The 523-nt window shown below is 68.6% G+C and carries 1 protein-coding gene; it reads right to left on the minus strand.

Going from position 1 to position 523, the window contains the following annotated elements:
* Nucleotides 1-523, minus strand: a 523-nt coding sequence (locus tag MOV61_RS30200; protein WP_247139214.1) for an ATP-binding cassette domain-containing protein, incomplete at both ends; no start/stop codon positions are given.

Below are 523 nucleotides of genomic sequence, written 5' to 3' on the forward strand. Positions count from 1 at the left end.
CCGGGCATTGTCGCCGCTGGTGTTTTCCGCCCGCCGCTTCATGCCGCCGGCGACGATGCGCGGCATGTCGCCCCGCGCGGCCTTCTTCTTGCCCGTGCTGTCCTTGCGCGCCTTGCGCTCGGTGGTTTCCTGCGCCGTGCGGCTGACCTCCGCCATCCGCTTTTCGGCGTCAGCGAGATCGTGCTCGGCAGCGGCCAGTTCCAGCGCCTTGCGCTCGACGTATCGGCTCCAGTTGCCGCCATAACGGGTGGCACCGAGCGAGGTCAGTTCGACGATCGCATCGACGGTTTCGAGCAGTTCGCGGTCGTGGCTAACGATGATCGCGCCGCCTCGCCAGCCAGCGAGAAGGTCGATCACCGCCTGGCGGCCGTCGCGGTCGAGATTGTTGGTGGGTTCGTCGAGGATCAGGAAATCTGGCTCGGCGAAGATCAGCGCGGCCAGCCCCGCACGGGTGCGCTGGCCGCCCGACAGCGTTTCGAGCGGCGTGTTCGCATCCGCATCGAGCCCTGCCCGCGCCAGCGCC

The sequence above is a fragment of the Neorhizobium sp. BETTINA12A genome, from assembly GCF_023006485.1.
Lineage (GTDB): Bacteria > Pseudomonadota > Alphaproteobacteria > Rhizobiales > Rhizobiaceae > Neorhizobium.